Raw genomic sequence first — 18,622 nt, 5'->3', positions numbered from 1 at the left:
CCTTCAAGCAGCCCTGCGTCGTGCTGCTTTCCATGCTGCCTTGCGAGGCATCCATTCCGCGGGACCAAGGTTCCGGCTTATCCCGCTCTTGCGCCCATGTACCGGTCCAGTGTCTTGTGGGCGGATATTACAGAAGCGCGCAAAATGCGGCTCTGTACCTTTTGCAAGGTACTTCTTCAGCCCTTCGGCGTTGTCGATTTGTTGAATCATATCGGTATCGTCGGAAATGGGTTGGCCATCATTTATTTTGATCAGCCATTTCCTGAGCGAGCCAGAGAAATGCATCAACTGATCGTGCGCGATGTGAACCATCCAGTGGATGTGATGTAGCCCTTTGTCTGCCTCGATCACCCAAGCATATGTCGGCGGGCCATTGCGCGTTACCGCTGCCCCTACAGGCGCGTAGCTCGACCAGCGCTGAAATCTTTCGTTTCTCAGCTTGGCAAATACATCAAAGATGTCGGTTTCATCACATCCAAGCTGCCAAAAATTGATCGTGACGTGCGTGTTGAATGGCCGTCCCAGTGCTTTTGCTGTTCTCGGTGCGTGCAATAGGTTCGTGGCGGCTTTGCGCTTGATGTAATGCTGTAATGCCCGCAATGCGTGATTCCCTATTTTGTGGGTGGTAGGCGCACCTATACTAGATGGTGCGGGGGCAGTCGGCAATGTACTCTCTTTGTTCCAGTTAGGCGCGCCGGACAGTCCGTTCACTGACTTTGAACAGGCGAGCGATCTCCGGGATACCGCGGTGTTCCTCATCTCGCATACGGCGCACTTCGTCCTTTTGTGCAACCGACAGAGCAGGTGGCCTGCCGCCGATCCGGCCACGCCTACGAGCGGAAGCTAAACCCTCCTTGGTGCGTTCTGAAATCCTCTCGCGCTCGAACTGGGCGATGGATGCAAAGACATGGAACACAAGACGGCCAGCCGGCGTCGTGGTGTCGATGTCTTCAGCAAGGGACCGAAAACCGGCACCACGCCCTCGGATCGTCTCCACGATCTCCAGAAGGTCTTTGAGAGATCGTGCAAGGCGGTCGTATTTGGTGACAGCCACAATATCTCCGTCGCGAAGTTGCTCCAGCATCCTATCCAGCTCTGGTCGCGCGCGCTTTGATCCGCTGACCCTATCAGAAAAGACCTTTTCGGCACCAGCTTCCGAAAGGGCATCGGTTTGTGAATCGAGGCTTTGTTCGTCAGTGCTAACGCGGGCATATCCGATGATCATGACAGCACCGCTACACGTTCCTCGATGAATCCGGCCACGTCAGAGGGGCTGTGTTGTCGAGCGTCGACATAGCCGTCGTGTCCAAAGATGCCTTCGACTTCGCCGTCGTCCATTCGCACGAACATGATCCTATCGTGTTCACGTGCGTTGATGATCTCTCTCACAGCCCGAAACTCGATGCCGCACCAATCTTTGAGCTGATAATCACCGCCAGCAAAGACCACCACCATGCGTGATCTGTCCCGATAGATGGCCTGAAGAAACGTATCGAGTGATGGTCGTGCAAGTTGCCCGGTATAGTTCCTGTCATAGAAGTACCGATCTGGGCCGAGAAGCCGTTCCAGATTTTTTGCAACTTCCTCGACGTACGCTCTCGCCTCACCCGGGAAGGACAAGGCCACGTCGAACTGGTGATCCGCTAGGTTGATCCTTGGTCCTGCACGAGAAGCCCACCTTGGAAGAGTGATCCCTTTTCGACTCAGCTCCGCTGGAAGATCCACATCTTTCACGGCCCAATGGGTTCTGTTCATCTCCCACTTTCCGATATCAAGCTCGAAGGTCATCTCTTCGAGCTGAGAAGCTGTCAGAAAGTGACTGAGCGGATGCAGCTCGTAGTCGACCCGAACTTCACCGGGGCGGACGGTCAGATCGCGGATTAAGCCGAAGTGCGGGTCAATCTGGTTGAAGGACTCGTAAGCGAAGATACATGGCAACCGCCGTAAGTGGTCCACGGCTGCCGCATCAAGAGAACCGTAACGTTCATGTATTTCATCGCTGGTGTATTCGCGGACGCAACGGCTTCGCTCGATCTGCCACGGCTCTCCATTCCAAGCCTCGTCGTTTGCGGAAACAAATAGGTTATACAAGCCCGGTCCTCTCTTTACAGAACGCGCCATCCATAGGAGCTGCGCTAGGACAAAAACCTGCCAAAACCATAGAGGTTTTGCTGGGGGTTATTGTCCTGGCTAAGAGATTGATCCTGGGTAGGGCAGAGCACCTGGTCAAAAACGACCCTTTCTGTCCTTGCTCTGCTTGCTTTCCGAACAATGCCTACCTTGCACCCCCCCCGACACGCCGCAAGCGGCAAGAACCCATGTTACCTCGTATTGACCTCCTTTTTTACACCCCCATCACATCCCTATAGCACCTTGACGAGAGGCAAATAATGCCCTATATACATCGTACTTCCCTCTCGGAAGCACCGATCAGGAGACCGAAGAATGTTGATTAGTGCAAAAATTCCTGAGCCTTAGCGTAGGCCAGAACCCCAAATCAGAAACTTATTTAGGATTGTAGACATGCTTGACTTAAACGAAGTGCTCTTGCACGCCCCGCCCGACAAGGAGGGACCTCATGAGGCTCCAAAAAGAAAAATTCGAAGCCAAATCAGTTTCGGAACCAAAGCCACTACCCAGAACTATGACCAAGGCGCAGCCAATTGAGCTGCAACCAAAAGAATTTTTGCTGGATCCGACCCCGCGCTCTCCCTCAAAGGTCGAGGTGCGTGATGGCAGGAGTCCAGCCCCGCCGTAAGTTAGCAAGCTAGGAGACTAAAATGTCGAAAACTCGCCTCCAGTTCGACGTCAAAGACGATCGAATTCATGAGATCAAGGCGCTGATGAAAGACATTGGCGCAGACTCTAATAGAGAACTATTCAATAATGCTCTCACTCTTCTGGAGTGGGCTGTGTCTGAGGTTAAGAATGGAAATACCATCGCCTCGATAAATGAGGCCAACCAGGTTTATCGAGAACTTCAGATGCCAGCCCTGAATGCCGCTGCAACGAGAGCAAAGTTGCAGGCGCGTTCTGGCCAATCAAACTCGAGCGAGAAGAGCCGTAGCGAAAACTTGGCACATGGTTATGGTTGAAAAAGGTGTGCATTTGTGTACCTTTTTCTCCTTGTGAGAACACTTCGAGGAACGAGTTGTGGCAAGCCTCAAGGGGTTTCGAAAGGAAGCCCCACAGACATTAACGCCTAAGGACTTTTTGATTCTTGATATGAGAGACCGTCTTCAGCGCCTCATCTACGCAGTAATGTTCTGCGGCATCGTGATCGCAGGTATGGGAATCTACCTCGTCGCCTTGGCATCGGACGACGAAGCCGAAAGCACGATAAACCTACTAGGTATCATTGAAGTATCGACGGGTAGTGTCGGCATCGCTGGGATTGCGCTTGGCGTTGTCGTTATTCTCTACGGCATACGGACTTTCATGAGTAGATGGCAGTAGCGGTCTTGCTCCTAAACTACCTTCTAGTCGGCTAAGCTGCTTTTCCGAGGCGCTTTTTTGCTCCCGAGAGATTGATGCGCATCTGAATCACATCTCTCGTGATCCCCCATTCGTCCGAAAGACTGTAGAGGGTGTAAGCGCTCTCGCTAACTAGCTTGTAGGCACGAAGGGCAGCTGCGTCCGAGATCAATAGTGTTGGTCCAAGCCGCTCTGCTTCCATCTCATGCTCCGGAAGGAAATCCCGGATGCCGTCAGGCTGAAACGGGTTTGCTGGTGGATGTCCAAGAAGGATGTGCGCCAGTTCATGGGCTATATCTGAAACTTGTCGCTTTGGATCGTGGGCGTCATTGAGCAGGATGAACGCAGCTCTTCCCTCGAAGCAGGCTGCTGCTGAAAAATCGTAGCCCTGACGCTTCTCAAGAAGCGCCTGCTGCTCCTCACATTCTGGAAGCTTTGAAAGCGGATAGATGGGTACTTCAAGATGCCGTGCAAGCCGCTTTGGACACAGCGGGTCATGAGGGGCGAGGTCCAGCTCGCCCCTTAAATCATCGGCCCATCTATGTGCTTCAGCCACAAATCCACGGCGTAGTTTAGTCTTCGCCACCCACCTTCTCCTTACGGAACTGCTCGTAGGCGGCCCGGATCATTACTTCGATTGCCTGTGCTCCTTCGGGTTTCAGGTTTTTATCCGCTCGAAGGTGGCCAACAATCTCGGCCAAAGGCTCAGGTCGCGCCGCAACTTCATCATACGCAATAAAGTCGTCTGCACTCAAACCAGACCACTTACAAAGTGCGGCTAATGTATCGACGTCCGGGCGTTTGCCCTGGGCGATCCGTGTCAAAGTCGAAGCACTCACCTTGGCTTTTTCAGCAACCGCCTTCCACGTCAGTTTCTTCGCCTGACGGTGGGCATCCAGCGCGTTGTAGAAAGCCTCATTGAGGAACTGCTCTTTCATGTCGATTTCACTCTTGCAATCTCCCCTCTATGTCGCAATATATGACTCGGTTGCGATCTTGCAATCGTTACTCCAACTCGCAACCGAAAGGAAAGCGAAAATGTCAAGTGGCAAAAACCAATATGTCGTCCGCCACGGCGACAAGTGGGGCGTCCGGGGTGAAGGCAATCAACGCCTGACCCGGGAGTTCGACACGCAACGCGAGGCCATCGACTTCGGTCGGGGTATCGCACGTAACCAAGAGGCTGAGCTGAGGATTCAAGGCCGCGATGCGCGATTCCGTGAAGCTTACAGCTATGGCAATGACCCCTATCCTCCGAAAGGCTGATGCGATGATGAAGCTGAAATACAAAGGACGCACTTTTACGAATGGCCGTTCGCTTGCGAACGCCATGACCCGTGACTTCAACCAAGAGGTCGAGCGCAAGCTTCAGCAGGCCGCAAGTTCCTCGGGACTGCGGGTCCGCAAGACCCATAAAGGGCTCGAAGTTGAAGGGGATGCAGCAAACATGGACCGCTTCTACAAGCGGCTCGGGCGTTGAGGCCCCGGATAACCTCCTCCCATAACTTCTCAACTTAGGCGCGGTTCAGGTTTCTGATCGCGCCTTTTTTCTTTCGAAAAGCAAGAAAATATATGAGTTCTCTCAGCCTCATTGGAGTTGCACTAGCCATTACGTCGCCTGCGCCCCTTGGGGCGTCCGCGCGAAGCGCCGGGCCTGTCGGTGGGTGGCCTTCAGGTTGCCCGCCGACAGGTCACCCTGAAACCGCCCACCACCTGGATCACACCAGAACGCAAAAGGCCCCCGCCTGCTGACGGGGGCCTCGATCATTGCAGTGGTGCGGACTGTTACTTGGCGGCTATCCGGTCGGCCTGCGCGGTGCGCTCCATGATGTAGTCCACGGCCTTTTGCGCCTCGGACGCAGCGCGGAAGATCGCGCGGCTGTCTTCTTTCATCGCCTCAAGCCAGCCTTCAACATATGCGGCGCTCTGGTCGAATTCAGGCTCCACCCCGATCTGCGCGCAAAGCATGCAGTTGCCAATCTCCGCGACCAGTTCCTCGAAGGCGTATGCCTTGCGGTCATTGAACCTGCCCAAACGGTCCAGCCGCTTTGTCGCGCCAGTCCAGTGGATTGTCTCATGGGCCAAGGTGCCAAAATACCCAGCCGCCTGATAGAACGTGCCAATCGGCGGCATGTGGATGCGGTCAGTCTTGATGTTGTAGTAAGCGCGCGGCTCCTCGGTCACGTCGATCTGCGCGCCGGTTGCGGCAAAGAACGCCTCCAGTTCGGGGTCGGCTACGGTGCCAAGATCACGGGGCGGGTCAGGCAGGATATAGAACTCGGCGGGCAAGTCTTCGATCTGGTCGGCATTGAACACGCGGTAGGCCCGCGCAAAGGGGATTTGCCGCTCCTCGCCGTTCTCGTCCTCGCGCTCGACGGTGCCATTTTTCACCACGGTTGCGGATTTCTCGCCCTTGCGGACATGTCCACCAAGCTGTTTGGCCTGATTGAACGTCATCCAGCGGGCTGAGCTGTAATCCTTGGCCATCGCCGTGGCCCAGAGCACCAGAATGTTGATCCCCCGATAGGCTTCGCCGTTGAATCGTTCCGGCAGGCTGGCCGATGCCCCGCCGCCGGTCCACGGCTTGCGCCAGGGCGGCGTTCCCGCCTCGATCTGCGCGACGATCTGATTGGTGACATGGGAATAAACGTCAAACTTCTCTGCGGTCATTTATGACCCTCCTTCGAGCGACGCGGGCCGGGTCTCTTCCCCTTTCCGCCAATGGGCGGGCCTTCCTGGTCTGATCTTTGGAATGCCCATGCATTCCGAAGGGCAGAGCAGGTAAGGGCAAAGCCCGTCCTGCGGCCCGGCGGGGCCGTGACACCCGGGTGGAGGGCGTGAATTTGGGAGGGAACCGCGCGGCCCGTCCGCGTGGGAGGAACCGGAATTCTCGACCGGAACCGACGCCACCGGCGGCGCTTGCCGGTTTTCACGGGCCTGCCGGGATGGCAGGCGGATCAACAGGATTTGGAGAACGTTGGGGATGTTCTTTTATTGGTATTTGTCAGAGAAGTCCGGTGCCGCTACTAGCGGTGCCGAGGTTCGTGCCGACGGATTTTCCGAGAAATCTGGCCGTTGGGAGGTGCCGCAATTGGGAAGGTGTCGACCCAGCGGCCAAGCGCTATCCCCTTGTGGCGGCCAGATTTGCAAGTTCCACACCGAGCCTTGGCACCCGGCTTTCTATGTCGAAGAGACGAAGGTAGCTCGCCAGGGCGTTGTGCTCGACGACATATTCCACGAAGTGCCAGGATGCATCTGACATCCACTCCGCAATGGTTTGTTCCCATAGGGTCGAACTCGGTTGCCCATCGGCTGTTTCGGCCACTATCCGGGCTTCGCGGATCAGAGACCAAATATCATCGCCACCTTGCTCGGTCCGGACGATCAGCCCTTCCAAGTCCTCTTCATCGGCATTTCCTGTCGCGGTATCAAACGCGAAACCGAGTGCGTCGTTCAACAACCGGAGCCGGCTCTCCGGTTCCCAAAAGGGGTCGCCCAGTCGCCTGAAGCGATATGCTTCGATGTCTAGAAAAGAATGCCTTGCGTCGCCCGGCTGCCAATCCGGCGAACCAACTTCCCAGCGGAAGGCAACACGGTCCAACGCATCAATGACGTCTACCTGGTGGCTCGCGACGCGATACCGTGCCGCAAGCCTTGCGGCGGCATCGAGATCGTTGATGTAGACCTTGCTGGTGCTTCGCTTGTCCTTGTCACGAAAGACCAGAGACACATTCTTGTTGGTTATCCGCATTACCGCTCAATCCCTTTCTGAATCAGGCGCTCGAAATCGCGCTCTAGTTCGCGCGTCTGAGAGACCATCCTCATGCCTTGCTCAATCGTTTGGCCAGCTCGATCAGCTTCGATGTTGATACGTTCTGCCTGTTCAAGGCTTCGCTCACTTGCAGCAAATGCGTCTCGAGCCGGTCCTGACGGCTCAAAAGCGCCTTGGTCTCGACCGAGAAGCGCTCGGACATATGCACCTGCTGCTGCGCCAGCTTCGAGAATTCTGCCGCCAAATTCTCGAATTCGTTCAAAAGCGCCCGTTCGATCTGAGTTAGGTTCTCTGTCAATCAATCCTCCAATCTTACGCAAGGCTGTGTCCCACAGCGCCAGCCGGTTTCTGCTGTGTCGGGAAGGATCAGAAAACGACCGGTCTCGTTCACCTCGACCCTCACTTCCTCCAGACGAACTGCGATCCAAATCATCGGCGCGGCCCATATCAGCCCCGATACGGTTGCTGCGATCAGCGCGCTCATCAAGAACATCAACCGCGGCATCTCTCGGATCTTGTCCATTTCTGAAGCTATCATGCGCCTGCGTGTGGAGACCTCCGTTTCGATCCTGGTCAACCTCAGCTGGATATCGCGCTCGAACCCATCCAGCGCGGCGTTCGATGATCTCTTCAAGTCGCGCGCGAGACTGTGCAGCTCGCTGTTCATCAGGGTCGTCAGCTCGCTGCGTTGCTGAGCGGTCCGAAGCCGAAGTTGCTCGGTCAAGTTCAGAGTCTCTTGTCCAGTCCTGTTCAAAAATGCGCCCTTTCAGTCGCCAACGCTCCCCGGTGTGGGGATCAAGTGCCGTGAGGTAGCTCTTACCCTGCCGGGGAACCTCAAGCCCTGCGCCCTGCAAGGCCATGATCATGCTTGGACGGTCTGACACTTCTCCACTGAGGATTTTGGCCTCGAGAAAAGTCGTTATCGCCTCACGGGTTCTTGCGCGCTCAGGAGCCTCACCGAGGATGTGTTGTGTTCTTGAGCGGGCAGGGTCATCGGGTCTGGCCCAGCCAAACTCGAAGTTGTAGGCGTCTCGCAATGGAGCGTAGGCGCGTTCCCAACCGGGCGGTGCGATGTTGAAGGCCTTGCCGCTTGCGAGCTCCATCCGGGGGACCAGAAAATGAAGCTCCGTGCGACCGCCTTCCGTATGGCTATGCCGAACCCATGTGATGTCGTACTGATCGGCCCGCAGCCCCGCAAAAGCCAGACGCTCAAAGTCGTCCATGAGGGCAATTTGCTGCGCTTCGGTCGGCGCGTCCTCAATGGCAAAGCTCAGCACGCCGGTTGTGTAGGACCACTTGCGGTCGCTGCTGTCGATTAAAGCCACGGTCTGTTCGATATCACCCCGAACGATCTCCGGAGCCGACCCTTCCCGGCCCGGACGTGTCGGATCAACGAGATAGTTTGCGATGCCCCCGCCGCCGCCTCGTCCGCCGAAGAACTTAATCAGCATGGCTCATCTCATAGATCTCCCGAAGGCGGGCAAGTTCGCGTTCGATCCCGATCAGCTGTCCCATGATCTCAACGCGATCGGCATACCGCTGATCGCGATTGGCCCATCGCGCCAGTTGATTGAGGTTGTTTCCAAGCCGAGCCAACTGGCGCAGCAGGCGCGGGTCTATCGAACGAATTTGCTTCCGACGCCGTGTTCTGGTGCCATCAATGGCTGCGCGGGCGAAGTCCGAGAAGCTGAGCCCATGTGATCGCGCCTTTGCGTGCCAGGCGCTTCGTTGGTCGGGAGTCACGCGAATTTTTACCCACATAGACCGACCTCCCGGTTGCGCACTGGAGAGGCAAGACGAAGGCGTTTCGAGACACACCCATCTCTGGAAACGCTTTCGTCTTGATCGGCCCCAGGCCGATTGAGGGGATCGAAGGGGAGGCGCAGCCACCCCTCGCCAGCCTTTTGGGGCCCCACGCGCAGCGTGGCCACAAAAGTATGCTGGCTAATCGTACAACCGTTCGGAAAAATCCTGATCATTGGCGCAGACCAGCTGATCTGAGTTGTTCCCCGCTAACGCGACCTGCCGCAAGCAGCGCGTCGATTTGGTGTGGTGTAACATGCCGGGAAAGAGGGTGGTGATCTATGATCCAATTCGCCGCCATATCGAGCGCGCTGGCCTCTTTCTCCTTCCCCGCCATTCGCGATCTCGAAATTTGGTCGATCTGATTGCGCCACTTCTGTGACTTGAACCAGTTGTCAGAGAAACAGACCTTCGACCGGGTGAAGCCTGCGCTTTCGGTGGCGTAGGCCTTCACGGCCTGCAACAGTTCCTCAACCTCCGTCCCGGCATCCAGGGCCTCCCTGATCCGCCTGAGGCTCTCCGCCTTCCCCCGCACCCGGTCCGGTGGATAGGCCGCCAACACCTTCTCCGCTTCTTCATCCTCCGCCACCACGCGCTCGCGCGTAGGGGGTTTCTGGATGGTTTTAGGATGGTTTGGGGGCCGCTGTGGCCCCGGTACCCCGGTCACTGTGGCCCCGGTTCCGGGTCCAGTCTGGACGGGGTCCACTGTGGCCCCCGTCTCGATATCGGGTTCTGCGGTCAGTTCCAGTGCCTCGACCTTCGCCAGGTCGATCCGGTACACGACGGTGAATCCGTTCTTGCACCCGCGAGCACCGGTCTCGACCAGGATACCTTCCTTCAGGAACTCCCGGATCGTCCGCTTGACCGTGCTTTCCCCCAGCTCGGTATGCCGCTGGATTGTCCCCTTCGAACACCAGATGCCCGAACCATCGTCCGAGGCCTTGTCCGCCAGGAACATGATGATCTGCTTGCGTGCAGCGCTCCCGAACTTCCGCTCGGCGCACGCATTCGCCACCCGCCAGCTCATTGAATGGCACCAATGAGCGCACAGACGTGCGAATTTTGTACAGGTTTTGTACGAGATTTCACCCGTTTCAGGAGAATTCCACGCGATAACTCGCGGGCGTTTCCGCACGCCTCTGCAGAACCCTTTGCAAATAAGCCATATTTTTCAAACAGTTTTGGTGACCCCGACAGGATTCGAACCTGTAACCTGCCCCTTAGGAGGGGGCTGCTCTATCCAGTTGAGCCACGGGGCCACGGGCCCTTCATTGCCCGCCTTTTTTTCCAAGGTCAACGTTGGCGGTCGAAGGGCTTTTACAATGCCGTCAACAGGGGCTAACTAGGAACAGAGGGACAAGATACGGGAATTCCTGACGTGAAACCGCCAAGCAAGCGCCCGCTGACGCTCCGGGATGTGTCGGAAGCATCCGGTGTCAGTGAAATGACGGTGAGCCGCGTTCTGCGCAACAAAGGGGATGTCAGCGAGACGACCCGGACCAAGGTTCAGGAAGCGGCGAAACGGTTGGGCTATGTCCCCAACAAGATCGCCGGGGCGCTGGCCAGCCAGCGTGTGAACCTTGTGGCAGTGATCATTCCTAGCCTTGGCAACATGGTCTTTCCCGAGGTTCTCGCAGGCGTCTCGGAGGTGCTGGAGGGCACCCAATTGCAGCCCGTGGTTGGCGTGACCGACTATCTTCCCGAAAAGGAAGAAAAGGTTCTGTTCGAGATGCTGTCCTGGCGTCCGTCCGGGGTCATCATCGCGGGCCTTGAGCATTCCGAGGCATCGCGCGCGATGCTGGCGCAGGCTGGCTGCCCGGTGGTCGAGATCATGGATGTGGACGGCGAGCCGGTCGACAGTTGCGTCGGCATCTCTCATCGCCGCGCGGGCCGGAAAATGGCCGAGGCCATCATCGATGCAGGCTATCGCCGGATCGGGTTCATGGGCACCAAGATGCCGCTGGACCACCGCGCACGGAAACGGTTTGAAGGGTTCACCCGGACACTGGCCAAGGCGGGGATCGAAATTTCGGATCAGGAATTCTATTCCGGCGGGTCGGCTCTGGCCAAGGGCCGCGAAATGACCGAGGCGATGCTGTCGCGCACGCCGGACCTCGATTTTCTGTATTATTCCAATGATATGATTGGGGCCGGTGGGCTTCTCTATCTCTTGGAAAAAGGCATCGACGTGCCCGGTCAGATCGGGCTTGCCGGGTTCAACGGTGTCGAGCTTCTGGAAGGTCTGCCGCGGCACCTTGCCACGATGGACGCCTGCCGCCGCGAGATCGGTCAGGCCGCTGCCCGCATTATCGCGAACCGGCAGGACGCCAGCGGCGAGGTCGAAGGCGAGCGGATCGAGCTTTCGCCGACGCTGTCCTTTGGCGATACGCTGCGCCGGGGCTAGTAACCCGCCCCGCGGTCCACGACGAATAGAAACGGCTCCCCCGCCTCACCCCGCCGGATGTTTTCCGCAACCACCTGTGACGATGTATCGGGCCGGGTTTCCGAGGCGATATGCGGCGTGACCGTCACCTGTGGGTGCGCCCAATAGGGGTGTTCGGCGGGCAGCGGTTCGACCCGGAAGACATCGAGCGTTGCATGGCCTACCTGCCCAATGTCCAGGGCGGCCAGAAGGGCTGCGTCGTCGATCAGCGGGCCGCGCCCGGGGTTCAAAATGAAAGCCCCCGGTGCGAGGCAGGCAAGCGTCCGGTCATTCAGGATGTTCTCGGTCGCCGGGGTTGCGGGCAGCAAAAGCACTACGCCTTGCGCCCCGGTGAGCGCCTTGGTCAGCCCGTCCTCGCCGTGGAAGCAGTCGATCCCCGGGTGGGTCTTTTCCGACCGGCTCCATCCCCGAACCGGGAAATTGAGCGCGCGCAGGGCGTCGGCGCAGGCCAGCCCCAGTTCACCGATCCCCAGAATGGTGATCGGGCGATCCTTGGCCAGCGGCGGGGCCTCGGGCCGCCATTCACCATTCTGTCCAAGGATGTGACGATCCATTCCAAGGTGATGGCGCAGAACGTGGCCGGTGACCCATTCGACCATTCCCTGCTTCAGCCCGTCGTCGACCATCCGGCACAACGGCTGGGTCAGTGTCTGATTGCCGACGACAGTCTCTACACCCGCCCAAAGCGACAGGACCGCCTTGCAGCGGGTGTAGGGGGAGAAGTTCTTGACCGGGCCATTCGGCGCAAAAACGATGTAGTCCACATCCGCCGGGGGCAGGTCGCGCGACAGGGTCACGTTTTCGATCCCCGCCTCGGCGAGGGCCTCGGGCAGGGCTGTCTTGTAGACCTCCCACCGGTCATCGTGGGCAGAGAACAGGATATTGACCATCGTTCACCTCGGTCTGTGGACATGGGCGGACTGGACCAGCCCGAACCCCAATAGAAGTATAAGCATGGCTGATCCGCCATAGCTGACCAGCGGCAGCGGCACGCCCACAACCGGGGCAAGCCCCATCACCATGGCCATGTTGACCGCGAAGAACAGGAAGAATGTTACCGCGATTCCAAGGGTCAGAAGCGACGCAAACCGGTCCCTGTTCCGCAGGGCAGAGGCCACGCAAAACCCGATGATCAACGCATATAGGACCAAGAGCGCGAATGCCCCGACAAACCCGAATTCCTCTGCCAGGGTGGTGAAAATGAAGTCGGTGTGTTTCTCGGGCAGAAAGTTCAGCCGCGATTGAGTGCCTTGCATGAACCCGCGTCCGGTCCAACCGCCGGAGCCAAGCGCGATCTTGGCCTGCGTGATGTGATACCCCGCCCCAAGCGGGTCTGCGGCGGGGTCTAGAAAGGTGTCGATCCGGCGGAACTGGTAGTCCTTCAAAAGTTGCCAACTTGTGCCACGGCTTTGGAACACGGCCACGATCACGCCGACGCCCGCGCTGATGACCGTCAGGAAATAGGCCCAGTGGACCCCGGCCAGCCACATGATCGCCCCGCCCCCCATTAAAAGCAAAAGCGAGGTGCCCAGGTCCGGCTGTTTCAGGACCAGCGCGGTGGGGATCAGGATGATTGCCACCGGCAGCAACACCCAGATCGGGCGCGATACTTTGTTCATCGGCAGCCAGTCGTAATAGGCGGCCAGAATCATCACCAGCGCGATCTTCATCAATTCGGAGGGCTGCAATCGCAACGGGCCGATGTCGATCCATCGTTGGGCGCCCATGCCGACCTCGCCGAAGAATTCGACCATCACCAGAAGGACAAGCGCCACGACATAGCCAAGCGCGGCGACGTTTCGCCAGAACCAGATCGGGATCATCCCGACGATCACCATCGCGACCATACCGACGGCAAAGCGTTTCATCTGGGCGTCCATCCACGGTTCCGCAGACCCGCCCGCCACGGAATACAGCATCAGGAACCCTGCAGAGGCGACCGCCGTCAGCAGGATCACCAGCGCCCAGTTCAGGTAGAGGATCTTGCGCGGTCCTGTGGGGACGTATTTGGCGTTATATTCCAGATAACTCATCGCGCGTCCCCGTCAGGCCCGGTCGGCCGGGACTGCGCCCGGGGGCACGCGGCTTTCCAGTTGTTCCTGCTGCGCGCGGATTCGCCCCCGCACGTTCGAGGGATAGGCCGACAGCGGCGGCGGCCCGTCGTAGAGCGCCTGAAGCATGATGTCCCGGGCGATGGGCGCGGCGGCGGACGACCCACCCCCGCCATGTTCGACCACCACCGAAATCGCAAAGCGGGGGTTATCGGCGGGGGCAAACCCGACGAACAGCGCGTGATCCCGCCGTTCCCAAGGCAGGTCTTCGTTGCGGGTGACGCCGCGCGCCCGTTCTTCGGCCGTGATCCGGCGCACCTGGCTGGTGCCTGTCTTGCCCGCCATCCGCATCTCTGCTTCGACGATCCGGCTGCCATAGGCGGTGCCCCGGCTGTGATTGCCGACAGCATCCATCGCCTGCCGTATCCGTCGCAGATAGTTTTCATTGAGCCCAAGCGATTCCCCGGCCCCCGAAGGTTGTTCGATACCGTCGATCGCCAGAACCAACCGCGGGGAAATGGACCGCCCCGACGCGATCCGGGCTGTCATTACCGCCAATTGCAGCGGCGACGTCAGAACGTAACCCTGACCGATCGAGGCGTTCACCGTGTCGCCGATCCGCCAGTCTTCACCCCGAACCCGGGCCTTCCAGTCCTTGTCCGGAGCAAGGCCAGCCGAGACGGCGGACAGGGGCAGGTCATGTTCGATTCCAAGCCCCAGCCGCCGGGCCATTTCGGCGATCTTGTCGATCCCCACCCGCTGACAGATTTCGTAGTAATAACAGTCGCAGCTTTGCTTGAGGCTTTCGTGAAGGTTCACGTTGCCATGCCCGGCCCGTTTCCAGCAGTGGAACCGGGTGCCCGCGACCTCGGTATAGCCGCGACAGAAAACGGTTTCCTCGGGGTCAAGCAGCCCCTCTTCGATCGCGGCAAGCGCGGTGACCATCTTGAAGGTCGATCCGGGCGGATAGGTGCCCTGATAGGCCTTGGCGGCAAGCGGTCGGTAGATGTTTTCGTTCAGGGCGTTCCAGTCCCGAACGCTGATTCCCCGCACGAAAAGATTCGGGTCAAAGCCGGGGGCCGACCCAACGGCCCGCAGGTCGCCGTTCTCAAGGTCGATGACGACCGCACCGGCGCTTTCGCCTTCAAGTCGCCCTTCCACATAGGACTGAAGGCGTGCGTCGATGGTCAGCTGGATGTTCTTGCCGGGGATGCCTTCCTGCCGGTCCAGTTCGCGCATGACCCGGCCAAGCGCGTTGACCTCGATCCGGCGGGTGCCGGCGCTGCCACGCAGGGTGTGTTCCAGTTTGTTTTCGATCCCGGTCTTGCCGATCTGGAACCGGGGGATCTGCAAAAGAGGATCCTGATCGTCGATCCGGGACAGGTCATAGTCCGACACCGGGCCAACATAGCCCACCACATGCGAAAAATCGGCCCCAAGGGGATAGACGCGGCTCAGGCCCACCTCGGGGATGACGCCGGGCAGGGCCGGGGCGTTCACCGTGACGCGCGCGATATCTTCCCACGACAGCCGGTCGGCCACCGTCACCGGGACGAAGGGGGACCGGCGCATCATCTCTTCCTTGGCGCGTTCCATATCCTCGGGTGACAGGGGCACCAGCCTGCGCAGACGCGACAGGATATCGTCGATGTCGCCCGCATCCTCGCGCACCATGACGATGCGGTAATTCTGTTCATTGTCGGCCAACGGCACGCCAGTGCGGTCAAAGATCAGCCCGCGTGCGGGTGGCAGCAGGCGGATGTTGATCCGGTTTTCATCGGCCAAAAGGCGATATTGGTCGGCCTGTTCAATCTGCATCGACCGCATCCGCAGCCCAAGCGCGCCAACGACGCCAAGCTGAATCCCCCCAAGGACCAGCGTCCGCCGAGCGATCTTGCGGTTGCTTTCCGCCGTGTCCCGCGTCGGGCGTCTCATACCGGCCTCCCGAAGGCGTCCACCTCGCCCTGCGCGGGGCGGTGCACACCAAAGATAAGATAGGACAGCATCACAACAAGCGGGTAGGCGAGGATTGTCATCACCATCTGAATGACCGTCGGGGTCAGGGGTGCGCGGTCCGCCATGACAATCAAGAGGGCCGCGCGGTTCAGGAACACCAGCCCGACGATGGCGAAACTGACCGTCAGCCATTCAAGCGGAAAGGGCAGGGTCCGCATTGATGACGATCGCGCCCGCAGCCCCTCGGTCACCAGAAGAACCAGCGCGGTCATCAGGCCGGGCGGGCGCTGGAACAGCATGTCGGTCAGAAAGAAGACCACCGCCACCGATCCGACGGGGACAAGATCCGGGCGGCGCACGGTCCAGGCAAGGGTCAGGGCCAGAAGGAAATCCGGCGGGGCCCAGCGGGGCGGCATGGTCGATAGCGGCAGAAGGTGAAAGAACACCAGCGCAAAGCACAACAGCAGAAAGCTGCCACGACCGATCCAGCGTTGACGGGTCGGGGTATCAACCATCCGTCGCCTCCGCCTCAGTCGCTCCCTCGGCAAGGGGAAGGGGCGGCGGGGTCACCGGGGCCAGCAAGCCACCGGGGTCGGAAATGGATTCGCGCGGGTGATTGCGCAGCACGCGCAGGAACTCCAGCCGCTCGTAATCGGCCGACAGACGGACCCGCAACCGCCGGTCAGACCCAAGCGCGACCTGCCCGACAAGGATATCGGCGGGAAAGACACCGCCATCACCCGAAGAAACGACCCTGTCACCGGGTCGCACCTGATCGGGGTCTTCCAGGAATTCGATCGGCGGGGTGATGGTGTTGTCGCCCACCAGAACCGCCCGCTGACCGGAGGGCTGAATGATGACCGGGATCCGGCTTGACGTATCCGTCAGCAGGATTACCCGGCTTGTCGTATTGCCCACGCCCGAAATCCGCCCGACCAGCCCGATGCCGTCCATCGTGGCCCAACCATCGACGATCCCGTCGCGCGCGCCCACGTTCAGAAGGACGGACTGGCGGAACGGCGATCCGCTGTCGACAAGGACAACGCCGGTCACGGCGGTCAGTTGCGGGTCCAGCCGCACGTTGTTCAGGTCGCGCAGCTTGGCGTTTTCCTCTTCCAGCTGGATCGCCGCCTCGCGCCAGGCCTTCATATCCTGCAACTCGCGCCGCAGTTCCTGATTTTGTTCGGCAAGCCGCTGGTAGCTTTGGAAATCGGAAATCAGATGGGCAACGCCGTTCACCGGTGCCATGGCCCAGTCGAACGAGGGCACCACCCGGTCGATCACTGCCGCGCGGAAGCGTTCCACGCGCGGGCTGTCGATCCGCCAGATCAGGAAGACGGCAAGCATGAACAGCACAAGCACACCGACCAGCAAACGCCGGATCGGGCGGACATAAACCTCGTCGCTGTTGCGGTCGCGTGCCAAGGAGTGCGTCTTTCCCTGCCTGGGTTCTGGTCCCCGAACCGGCCGGGGATCAGCTGTCGTAGTCTATGACATGCCGAAGCTGTTTTTCATACTCCAGCGCCTTGCCGGTCCCTAGTGCCACACAGTTGAGCGATTCATCGGCGACCGAAATCGCAAGGCCGGTCTGTTCGCGCAGCGCCAGATCCAGCTCGCCCAGCAGGGCGCCGCCCCCGGTCAGCATGACGCCCCGGTCCACGATATCGGCGGCCAGATCCGGCGGGGTCGCTTCCAGCGCGGTCATCACCGCCTCGCAGATCTGCTGGACCGGTTCGGCCAGCGCTTCGGCAACCTGAGCCTGGCTGATCTCGGTTTCCTTGGGAACCCCATTCAACAGGTCACGGCCCCGGATCTGCATCGACGCGCCGCGCCCGTCGTCGGGCATCCGCGCGGTTCCGATGGATGTCTTGATCCGTTCGGCCGTTGATTCCCCGATCAGCAGGTTATGCTGACGGCGAAGATAGTTGATGATCGCCTCGTCCATGCGGTCCCCGCCAACCCGGACGGACCGGGCATAGACGATATCGCCCAGCGACAGGACGGCCACTTCGGTCGTGCCACCACCAATGTCGACGACCATGTTGCCGGTGGGGTCGGTGATGGGCATGCCTGCGCCGATGGCCGCGGCGATCGGTTCCGCGATAAGGCCAGCGCGGCGGGCCCCGGCGGACAGGACCGACTGACGGATGGCCCGCTTCTCGACCGGGGTCGCGCCATGCGGGACGCAAACGATGATTTTCGGTTTGGAGAAGGTCGTGCGTTTGTGAACCTTGCGAATGAAATGCTTGATCATCTCTTCGGCTACGTCGAAGTCCGCGATGACCCCGTCGCGCATCGGACGAATTGCTTCGATGCTGCCGGGCGTGCGGCCCAGCATCAGCTTGGCGTCTTCACCAACGGCCAGAACCTTCTTAACGCCATCCTTGACGTGATAGGCCACAACCGAGGGCTCGGACAGGATGATCCCCTTGCCCTTCACGTAGACGAGGGTGTTCGCCGTCCCCAGGTCAATCGCCATATCCGACGAAAACAAGCCTCCGAAACCAGCCATTGTGGGGTCTTCCTATTCTACCATGCCAAGACAGCCCCGCGACTCGGCACCGGCCCGGGACGGTGATCCTTATAGGTGGCCCCTCGCGCTGGCGAAAGGGCGGAAACGGGACTGACTCGGCGCCTATCCGCTGTTGCGACTCGGACAGATCGGCCCGGTCTGGCTGGCACCCGGGCGATGGCTGCCGAGAGGGGGTATATATATAATGTAGGGGTGGCCCGGCACGTCCGATGCGAAAAGACGCCCCGCACCCTTAAAAATAAGGGCCGACAAAAAAAGTGACAGAAAAACGAAAATTCTTGCTCGAATCCTCTTGCGGCCCCCGGCGGTAATCCGTAGATACCCCCTCACCGGCGGCGCTGAGGTGCCAACGGGACGCGGAACCGGACGCTAGACGGAAGGAACGCGGATCACACAGAGGTCAGATCGGGCGGTGCGCGCCAAGTAAGTAAGGCGCGGGTCGGTTGGTTTTTTCTGTGCGGTTGCTTTTTGACAATTTGTATTTTGAAGAGATACGTGGGCGGTTTGGTCTGTTTTTCGACGGATTGAATGTCTGTGTATCGTCTCCTTAGGGTCGTTTCGGCGGTTCGATGATAGGAGGTCAGCTTCAC

Annotated in this window: 22 protein-coding genes and 1 tRNA gene; 6 read left to right on the top strand and 17 right to left on the bottom strand. The window is 59.4% G+C overall.

Features of this window, described 5'->3' with window-relative positions; translation table 11 throughout:
• Nucleotides 1-3: 3 nt before the first annotated feature.
• From EU803_RS08280 to EU803_RS08270, 3 genes are all read right to left on the bottom strand, one after another.
• Entirely contained in the window at nucleotides 4-600 is a 597-nt protein-coding gene (locus EU803_RS08280; protein ID WP_129681699.1) for a hypothetical protein, read from the bottom strand.
• A gap of 85 nt (nucleotides 601-685) precedes the next feature.
• Nucleotides 686-1,225: a recombinase family protein gene (locus EU803_RS08275; RefSeq protein WP_129681697.1), complete on the bottom strand. Its 540-nt coding sequence runs from the start codon at nucleotides 1,223-1,225 to the stop codon at nucleotides 686-688.
• On the bottom strand, nucleotides 1,222-2,091 hold the full coding sequence (locus EU803_RS08270) for a TIR domain-containing protein (RefSeq protein ID WP_129681695.1): 870 nt from the start codon (nucleotides 2,089-2,091) through the stop codon (nucleotides 1,222-1,224). Before EU803_RS08270 ends, EU803_RS08275 begins: the two co-directional genes overlap by 4 nt.
• A gap of 689 nt (nucleotides 2,092-2,780) precedes the next feature.
• Here EU803_RS08270 and EU803_RS08265 point away from each other — a divergent pair.
• Nucleotides 2,781-3,095: a hypothetical protein gene (locus tag EU803_RS08265; RefSeq protein ID WP_129681693.1), complete on the top strand. Its 315-nt coding sequence runs from the start codon at nucleotides 2,781-2,783 to the stop codon at nucleotides 3,093-3,095.
• Nucleotides 3,096-3,153: 58 nt separating this feature from the next.
• A complete protein-coding gene (locus EU803_RS08260; RefSeq protein ID WP_129681691.1) occupies nucleotides 3,154-3,456 on the top strand; it encodes a hypothetical protein in 303 nt (100 codons plus the stop codon).
• Nucleotides 3,457-3,487: 31 nt separating this feature from the next.
• Here EU803_RS08260 and EU803_RS08255 read toward each other — a convergent pair whose 3' ends face one another.
• Both EU803_RS08255 and EU803_RS08250 read right to left on the bottom strand, forming a co-directional pair.
• Entirely contained in the window at nucleotides 3,488-4,060 is a 573-nt protein-coding gene (locus EU803_RS08255; RefSeq protein ID WP_129681689.1) for an ImmA/IrrE family metallo-endopeptidase, read from the bottom strand.
• Entirely contained in the window at nucleotides 4,047-4,412 is a 366-nt protein-coding gene (locus tag EU803_RS08250; RefSeq protein WP_129681687.1) for a helix-turn-helix transcriptional regulator, read from the bottom strand. The genes EU803_RS08255 and EU803_RS08250 overlap by 14 nt, the downstream gene beginning before the upstream one ends.
• Here EU803_RS08250 and EU803_RS08245 point away from each other — a divergent pair.
• The gene (locus EU803_RS08245; RefSeq protein ID WP_242494318.1) at nucleotides 4,411-4,740 is read left to right on the top strand and encodes a DUF2188 domain-containing protein; all 330 of its coding nucleotides are present in this window, start codon (nucleotides 4,411-4,413) and stop codon (nucleotides 4,738-4,740) included. The two genes, EU803_RS08250 and EU803_RS08245, sit on opposite strands and share 2 nt — an antisense overlap.
• A gap of 4 nt (nucleotides 4,741-4,744) precedes the next feature.
• Complete coding sequence (locus EU803_RS08240; RefSeq protein ID WP_129681686.1) at nucleotides 4,745-4,954, top strand: hypothetical protein; 210 nt, start codon at nucleotides 4,745-4,747, stop codon at nucleotides 4,952-4,954.
• 305 nt (nucleotides 4,955-5,259) lie between these two features.
• Here EU803_RS08240 and EU803_RS08235 read toward each other — a convergent pair whose 3' ends face one another.
• From EU803_RS08235 to EU803_RS08225, 3 genes are all read right to left on the bottom strand, one after another.
• Nucleotides 5,260-6,144, bottom strand: coding sequence for a zincin-like metallopeptidase domain-containing protein (locus EU803_RS08235; RefSeq protein WP_129681684.1), 885 nt, complete (start codon nucleotides 6,142-6,144; stop codon nucleotides 5,260-5,262).
• 451 nt (nucleotides 6,145-6,595) lie between these two features.
• A complete protein-coding gene (locus EU803_RS08230; RefSeq protein WP_129681682.1) occupies nucleotides 6,596-7,225 on the bottom strand; it encodes a hypothetical protein in 630 nt (209 codons plus the stop codon).
• Entirely contained in the window at nucleotides 7,225-8,697 is a 1,473-nt protein-coding gene (locus EU803_RS08225) for a relaxase/mobilization nuclease domain-containing protein (protein WP_129681680.1), read from the bottom strand. Before EU803_RS08225 ends, EU803_RS08230 begins: the two co-directional genes overlap by 1 nt.
• On the opposite strand from EU803_RS08225, the gene EU803_RS18800 reads away from it, so the two are divergent.
• A complete protein-coding gene (locus tag EU803_RS18800; RefSeq protein ID WP_242494317.1) occupies nucleotides 8,696-8,947 on the top strand; it encodes a hypothetical protein in 252 nt (83 codons plus the stop codon). The two genes, EU803_RS08225 and EU803_RS18800, sit on opposite strands and share 2 nt — an antisense overlap.
• 274 nt (nucleotides 8,948-9,221) lie before the next feature.
• On the opposite strand, the gene EU803_RS08215 is transcribed toward EU803_RS18800, so the two are convergent.
• Together EU803_RS08215 and EU803_RS08210 are read right to left on the bottom strand one after the other, a co-directional pair.
• On the bottom strand, nucleotides 9,222-10,076 hold the full coding sequence (locus tag EU803_RS08215; RefSeq protein WP_129681676.1) for a hypothetical protein: 855 nt from the start codon (nucleotides 10,074-10,076) through the stop codon (nucleotides 9,222-9,224).
• A 155-nt stretch (nucleotides 10,077-10,231) separates the two neighbouring features.
• Nucleotides 10,232-10,308 (bottom strand) — tRNA-Arg (locus tag EU803_RS08210).
• A 119-nt stretch (nucleotides 10,309-10,427) separates the two neighbouring features.
• On the opposite strand from EU803_RS08210, the gene EU803_RS08205 reads away from it, so the two are divergent.
• Nucleotides 10,428-11,453, top strand: coding sequence for a LacI family DNA-binding transcriptional regulator (locus EU803_RS08205; RefSeq protein WP_129681674.1), 1,026 nt, complete (start codon nucleotides 10,428-10,430; stop codon nucleotides 11,451-11,453).
• Here the strand turns inward: EU803_RS08205 and EU803_RS08200 are convergent.
• From EU803_RS08200 to EU803_RS18730, 7 genes are all read right to left on the bottom strand, one after another.
• Complete coding sequence (locus EU803_RS08200) at nucleotides 11,450-12,382, bottom strand: glyoxylate/hydroxypyruvate reductase A (RefSeq protein ID WP_129681672.1); 933 nt, start codon at nucleotides 12,380-12,382, stop codon at nucleotides 11,450-11,452. The two genes, EU803_RS08205 and EU803_RS08200, sit on opposite strands and share 4 nt — an antisense overlap.
• Before the next feature lie 3 nt (nucleotides 12,383-12,385).
• Nucleotides 12,386-13,525, bottom strand: coding sequence for a rod shape-determining protein RodA (gene rodA, locus EU803_RS08195; RefSeq protein ID WP_129681670.1), 1,140 nt, complete (start codon nucleotides 13,523-13,525; stop codon nucleotides 12,386-12,388).
• A gap of 12 nt (nucleotides 13,526-13,537) precedes the next feature.
• Nucleotides 13,538-15,478: a penicillin-binding protein 2 gene (mrdA, locus tag EU803_RS08190; RefSeq protein WP_129681668.1), complete on the bottom strand. Its 1,941-nt coding sequence runs from the start codon at nucleotides 15,476-15,478 to the stop codon at nucleotides 13,538-13,540.
• Complete coding sequence (locus tag EU803_RS08185) at nucleotides 15,475-16,014, bottom strand: rod shape-determining protein MreD (protein WP_129681666.1); 540 nt, start codon at nucleotides 16,012-16,014, stop codon at nucleotides 15,475-15,477. Before EU803_RS08185 ends, mrdA begins: the two co-directional genes overlap by 4 nt.
• The gene (gene mreC, locus EU803_RS08180) at nucleotides 16,007-16,924 is read right to left on the bottom strand and encodes a rod shape-determining protein MreC (RefSeq protein WP_129681664.1); all 918 of its coding nucleotides are present in this window, start codon (nucleotides 16,922-16,924) and stop codon (nucleotides 16,007-16,009) included. The genes EU803_RS08185 and mreC overlap by 8 nt, the downstream gene beginning before the upstream one ends.
• 49 nt (nucleotides 16,925-16,973) lie before the next feature.
• Nucleotides 16,974-18,011 carry a rod shape-determining protein gene (locus EU803_RS08175; RefSeq protein ID WP_129681662.1) on the bottom strand — a complete coding sequence of 346 codons (1,038 nt, stop codon included), beginning with the start codon at nucleotides 18,009-18,011 and terminating at the stop codon, nucleotides 16,974-16,976.
• A 410-nt stretch (nucleotides 18,012-18,421) separates the two neighbouring features.
• A partial coding sequence (locus tag EU803_RS18730) for a hypothetical protein (RefSeq protein WP_207209181.1) occupies nucleotides 18,422-18,622 on the bottom strand: 201 nt, incomplete at its 5' end.

Origin of the sequence: Loktanella sp. IMCC34160, assembly GCF_004145845.1 — a bacterium.
In the GTDB taxonomy this organism is placed as follows: domain Bacteria; phylum Pseudomonadota; class Alphaproteobacteria; order Rhodobacterales; family Rhodobacteraceae; genus SELP01.
Note: the sequence above shows the minus strand (reverse complement) of the source record. Positions and strands in the feature narration are given on the sequence as shown.

What these genes read in the sequence shown, in the direction of transcription:
- rodA (WP_129681670.1), bottom strand. Translation starts at nt 13,525, where the DNA reads ATGAGTTATCTGGAATATAACGCCAAATACGTCCCCACAGGACCGCGC.
- EU803_RS08185 (WP_129681666.1), bottom strand. Translation starts at nt 16,014, where the DNA reads ATGGTTGATACCCCGACCCGTCAACGCTGGATCGGTCGTGGCAGCTTT.
- EU803_RS08275 (WP_129681697.1), bottom strand. Translation starts at nt 1,225, where the DNA reads ATGATCATCGGATATGCCCGCGTTAGCACTGACGAACAAAGCCTCGAT.
- EU803_RS08175 (WP_129681662.1), bottom strand. Translation starts at nt 18,011, where the DNA reads ATGGCTGGTTTCGGAGGCTTGTTTTCGTCGGATATGGCGATTGACCTG.
- mrdA (WP_129681668.1), bottom strand. Translation starts at nt 15,478, where the DNA reads ATGAGACGCCCGACGCGGGACACGGCGGAAAGCAACCGCAAGATCGCT.
- EU803_RS08230 (WP_129681682.1), bottom strand. Translation starts at nt 7,225, where the DNA reads ATGCGGATAACCAACAAGAATGTGTCTCTGGTCTTTCGTGACAAGGAC.
- EU803_RS08250 (WP_129681687.1), bottom strand. Translation starts at nt 4,412, where the DNA reads ATGAAAGAGCAGTTCCTCAATGAGGCTTTCTACAACGCGCTGGATGCC.
- EU803_RS08245 (WP_242494318.1), top strand. Translation starts at nt 4,411, where the DNA reads ATGTCGATTTCACTCTTGCAATCTCCCCTCTATGTCGCAATATATGAC.
- EU803_RS18800 (WP_242494317.1), top strand. Translation starts at nt 8,696, where the DNA reads ATGGCTCATCTCATAGATCTCCCGAAGGCGGGCAAGTTCGCGTTCGAT.
- EU803_RS08225 (WP_129681680.1), bottom strand. Translation starts at nt 8,697, where the DNA reads ATGCTGATTAAGTTCTTCGGCGGACGAGGCGGCGGCGGGGGCATCGCA.
- EU803_RS08240 (WP_129681686.1), top strand. Translation starts at nt 4,745, where the DNA reads ATGATGAAGCTGAAATACAAAGGACGCACTTTTACGAATGGCCGTTCG.
- EU803_RS08215 (WP_129681676.1), bottom strand. Translation starts at nt 10,076, where the DNA reads ATGAGCTGGCGGGTGGCGAATGCGTGCGCCGAGCGGAAGTTCGGGAGC.
- EU803_RS08265 (WP_129681693.1), top strand. Translation starts at nt 2,781, where the DNA reads ATGTCGAAAACTCGCCTCCAGTTCGACGTCAAAGACGATCGAATTCAT.
- EU803_RS08235 (WP_129681684.1), bottom strand. Translation starts at nt 6,144, where the DNA reads ATGACCGCAGAGAAGTTTGACGTTTATTCCCATGTCACCAATCAGATC.
- EU803_RS08200 (WP_129681672.1), bottom strand. Translation starts at nt 12,382, where the DNA reads ATGGTCAATATCCTGTTCTCTGCCCACGATGACCGGTGGGAGGTCTAC.